This window comes from Nitrosophilus sp., assembly GCF_982775275.1.
On the sequence record NZ_CEXZHP010000142.1, the window covers coordinates 1 to 4,052 of the forward strand.

At 31.4% G+C, this 4,052-nt stretch carries 5 protein-coding genes; all 5 read left to right on the top strand.

The window, feature by feature from the left end:
* Nucleotides 1–767 (top strand): metal ABC transporter solute-binding protein, Zn/Mn family (locus AC30RD_RS06975; RefSeq protein WP_489493683.1); only part of this gene is annotated, 767 nt, incomplete at its 5' end.
* 4 nt (nucleotides 768–771) lie between these two features.
* Complete coding sequence (locus AC30RD_RS06980) at nucleotides 772–1,500, top strand: metal ABC transporter ATP-binding protein (protein ID WP_489493685.1); 729 nt, start codon at nucleotides 772–774, stop codon at nucleotides 1,498–1,500.
* A complete protein-coding gene (locus AC30RD_RS06985; protein ID WP_489493686.1) occupies nucleotides 1,493–2,284 on the top strand; it encodes a metal ABC transporter permease in 792 nt (263 codons plus the stop codon). The genes AC30RD_RS06980 and AC30RD_RS06985 overlap by 8 nt, the downstream gene beginning before the upstream one ends.
* Nucleotides 2,281–3,150, top strand: a complete 870-nt coding sequence (locus tag AC30RD_RS06990; protein WP_489493687.1) for a carbon-nitrogen hydrolase — start codon at nucleotides 2,281–2,283, stop codon at nucleotides 3,148–3,150. The genes AC30RD_RS06985 and AC30RD_RS06990 overlap by 4 nt, the downstream gene beginning before the upstream one ends.
* Nucleotides 3,147–4,028, top strand: coding sequence for an AEC family transporter (locus AC30RD_RS06995; protein WP_489493688.1), 882 nt, complete (start codon nucleotides 3,147–3,149; stop codon nucleotides 4,026–4,028). Before AC30RD_RS06990 ends, AC30RD_RS06995 begins: the two co-directional genes overlap by 4 nt.
* The last annotated feature ends 24 nt before the right edge of the window (nucleotides 4,029–4,052 follow it).

Here is a 4,052-nt window from a genome sequence, read left to right on the forward strand (position 1 = left end):
CTCAAAAATTTTTTGTTGAAAAAATCGTTAAAGATAGATTTTTAGTAGAAGTTATGGTGCCTCCGGGTAGTTCTCCCGCAACTTACAACGTAAAGCCAAATCAGCTATTATCTATAAAAAAAGCAAGGCTCTATTTTAGCATAGGCGTTCCTTTTGAGAGAGCATGGATCGATAGATTTAAAAGTGTCAACAAAAAATTAAAGATTGTAGATAGCGCAAAATATATAAAAAAGATACCCATCTTACATCATGAGCATAAACATGAACACCATAAGGAGATTTTAGATCCTCATATATGGTTATCTCCTCCTTTGGTTATGCTTCAAGCAAGAGTCATTTTAGAAGAGGTTTGCAAAATAGACCCCAAAAATATGGAGTATTATCAAAAAAATTATAAAGATTTTATAAATGAGCTTGTAAATATAGATATGAAGATTATGAATATGCTAAAAGATGTAAAAAAAAGAGAGTTTATAGTTTATCATCCATCTTTTGGATATTTGGCTCACACTTACGATCTAAAACAAATCGCAATAGAAAAAGAGGGAAAAGAACCTACCATCAAATATTTAAAAAGGGTTATAGATTTTGCAAAAAGGCACAATATTAAGGTTATATTTGTGGAGCCTCAATTTTCAAAAAAAAGTGCAAAATTTATCGCTCAAAAGATAAATGGAAAAGTTGTTAGCATTGATCCTTTGAGTCAAGAGTGGGATAAAAATATCATAAAAATCATATTAGCTATAAAAGAAGCTAACAAAGGCTAAAATTTTGAGTGAAAAAATCGCGATAGAGGCAAGAAATCTCTATTTTAAATATAAAGATGAGTATATCTTGGAAAATATTAATATAAAGATAAAAGAGAGTGAATATATTGCTATTATTGGACCAAACGGCGGGGGAAAAAGCACTTTTTTAAAATTAATAATAGGCCTTTTAAAACCTACTAAGGGAGAAATTTATATATTTGGCAAAAAGGTTGAGCAGCTAAAAGAAAAGATAGGATATCTACCTCAACAGATAAATTTTAATACAGACCTACCCATAACCGTAAAAGATATCGTTTTGCAGGGACGACTTAAAAAAAACAAATTTTTTTATAATAGTTTAGATTATAAAAAGTGTGACGAGGTTTTAAAGAGGTTAAATATTTTGTCCTTAAAAAATAGAAAAATATCCGAGCTTTCCGGAGGACAAAGACAAAAAGTGTTGCTTGCGAGGGCTTTAGTGAGTGAGCCTAAAATTTTGATACTTGATGAGCCCACCGCTTCTATCGATATAAAGGGGCAAAAAGAGATTTATGAGATTTTAAAAAATTTGAAACTTACAAAAATTGTAGTAAGTCACGATATAAAAATCGTTTTTGAAGGAGTTGATAGAGTGTTTTATATCAACAGAAAACTTTATATTCACGATAATCCAAAACTTTCTATAAAACCTCAAGGTGAGCATTTTTGTGAAATGGAACTTTTTGATTATTTAAAGAGCTGTAATGTTTGAGTGGATTGAACTTTTTTCAAACTCGATATTTGCAACCCTTTTGCTCTCGGTTGCTATCGGGATCGTAGGCTCTTTGATGCTTATAAATAGATATGGATATTTAGCGGCAAGTATTGCTCACGGAAGTTACGGGGGGATAGGTTTGGCTTTATATTTTGGAGTCTCCATCCTTTTTGGCGCTACGATATTTGCTCTTTTTTTAGCTTTAATAATCGCTTTTATAACTTACTATTATCCAAATAGAAAAGATCTGCTTATCGGAACAATCTGGGCCGTGGGAATGAGTATAGGGATAATATTTGTTGATTTGACGCCCGGATATAACGTAGATCTTTTAAGTTTTCTTTTTGGTGATATTTTGATGGTTCCTACAACGGATCTTTATTATATGGTATTTGTTGATCTTGTTTTGGTTTTTTCCATAATAGTTTTTTATAACCATTTTTTGGCTATTGCGTATGATAAGGATTTTATTAAATTAAGAGGGATTAACGTAAAAGCTTTGCACTTTTTTTTACTTATCTTAATCTCTTTAACGGTGGTTATGAGCATAAGAAGTGTGGGTCTTATACTGATAATCGCTCTATTTAGTATACCCCCCTTTATAGCCGAAAAGTTTACATCAAGTTTAAAATCTATGATTATACTCTCTGGGGTGATCTCTTTTGTTTTTTCTATTTTAGGTTTGTATATCTCCTATATTTTCAATATCTCGGCAACGGCTTCGATTATATTGACTTTATCGATACTGCTTTTTATAACTTTTTTTAAGGAAGGAAGATGAGGGTAGCTCTTATTCAACAAAAATATCATTTAACCAAAGAGGCAACTATACAAAAAACACTTCAGATGATAAAAGAGGCAAAAGAAAAAAGAGCTGAACTTATAATTTTGCAAGAACTTCATCAAAGCGAATATTTTTGTAAAAGTGAGGATGTAAACTATTTTAATTTAGCAGATGAGTTTAAAAAAGATATAAAATTTTGGCAAGATATTTCAAAAAAAGAGGATATTGTTTTAGTAACCTCTTTATTTGAAAAAAGAGACGCAGGATTATATCATAATAGCGCATTTGTTTTTGATAAAGGAAAATTGGCGGGTAAATATAGGAAAATGCATATTCCAGATGATCCTGGTTTTTACGAAAAATTTTATTTTACTCCAGGAGATACTGGATTTGAGCCTATAGATACGAGCATAGGAAGACTTGGCGTTCTTATATGCTGGGATCAGTGGTATCCAGAAGCGGCAAGGATAATGGCTTTAAAAAAGGCTCAAATACTTATATATCCGACGGCTATAGGATGGTTTGACGAAGATAGCGAAGATGAGAAAAATAGGCAGCTTGAAGCTTGGATAACGATCCAAAGAGGTCACGCTATAGCAAACGCTCTACCATTGATCGCGGTAAATAGGGTTGGATTTGAAGAGGACAAAAGCGGCTGTATAAGCGGTATTAGATTTTGGGGAAACTCTTTTGCTGTAGGTCCTCAGGGAGAGTTTTTGGCAAGAGCTTCTGCTGACAAAGAAGAGGTGATAGTTGTTGAGATAGATACAAAAAGGTCCGAAGATATCAGACGTATATGGCCATTTTTGCGAGATAGAAGGATAGAAAATTATGAGTGTTTATTAAAAAGGCTTTGCGATTGATAAAAAATTTATTTTATCTTTTTTTACTTTTTTTTCTAGGGGTTTTATTAAAAAAAAGATTTGAAAAAAATTTAGATGCATTGATAGATTTTATCATTTATATCTCTTTACCATCTCTTATAATAACAAATATTTACAGATTGAAAATCGAAATATCTTTTATAAACTATATACTTTTTGGTTGGTTTATAACGATTTTTTTGATTTTTATCTCTTTTATAATAGGAAAATCGCTTAAACTAAATAAAGACTCTTTGTTATCTTTCGTTATGGTTTCAACTTTTGCAAATACGGCGTTTATTGGATATCCCTATGTTGAGACGTTTTTGGGAAAAGAGGCTTTGGGGTATGCGATAATATTTGACAATTTTGCCTCTTTTTTACCCGTTGTTACTTTAGGTGGGATAATATTGTCAATGAAAAATGGTCGATACAAGATAGATATCAAAAAGATTTTAACCTTTCCGCCCTTTTGGGCTTTAATCCTTGCTTTTTTTCTAAAAAATTTTTATATGCCCCAATTTTTACTAGAAACCCTTGAAAAAATAGGTTCAACCGTAACCCCTTTAGCGCTATTTGCAGTCGGTGCGAAAATAGATTTTTCAAAAATAGATAAAATAAAAGCTCCAGTTATATTATCTATCGTTATAAAAATGATTATAGCCCCAATATTGGCTTTTATATTGATAAAATCGATATTTTTTATAGATATAAAAGCAAAAGCGGTGATTTTTGAGATAGCGATGCCCCCTATGGTTTTAGCTTCCATTTTGGTAATAAAAGAAAAACTTGACGCAAATTTGGCCGTAGCAAGCGTTGGTATTGGAGTTTTAATATCTTTTATTACGATTCCGGTTATTTATAAAATTATCAATTAAATTTCTCAAACCACCAGCAAAATG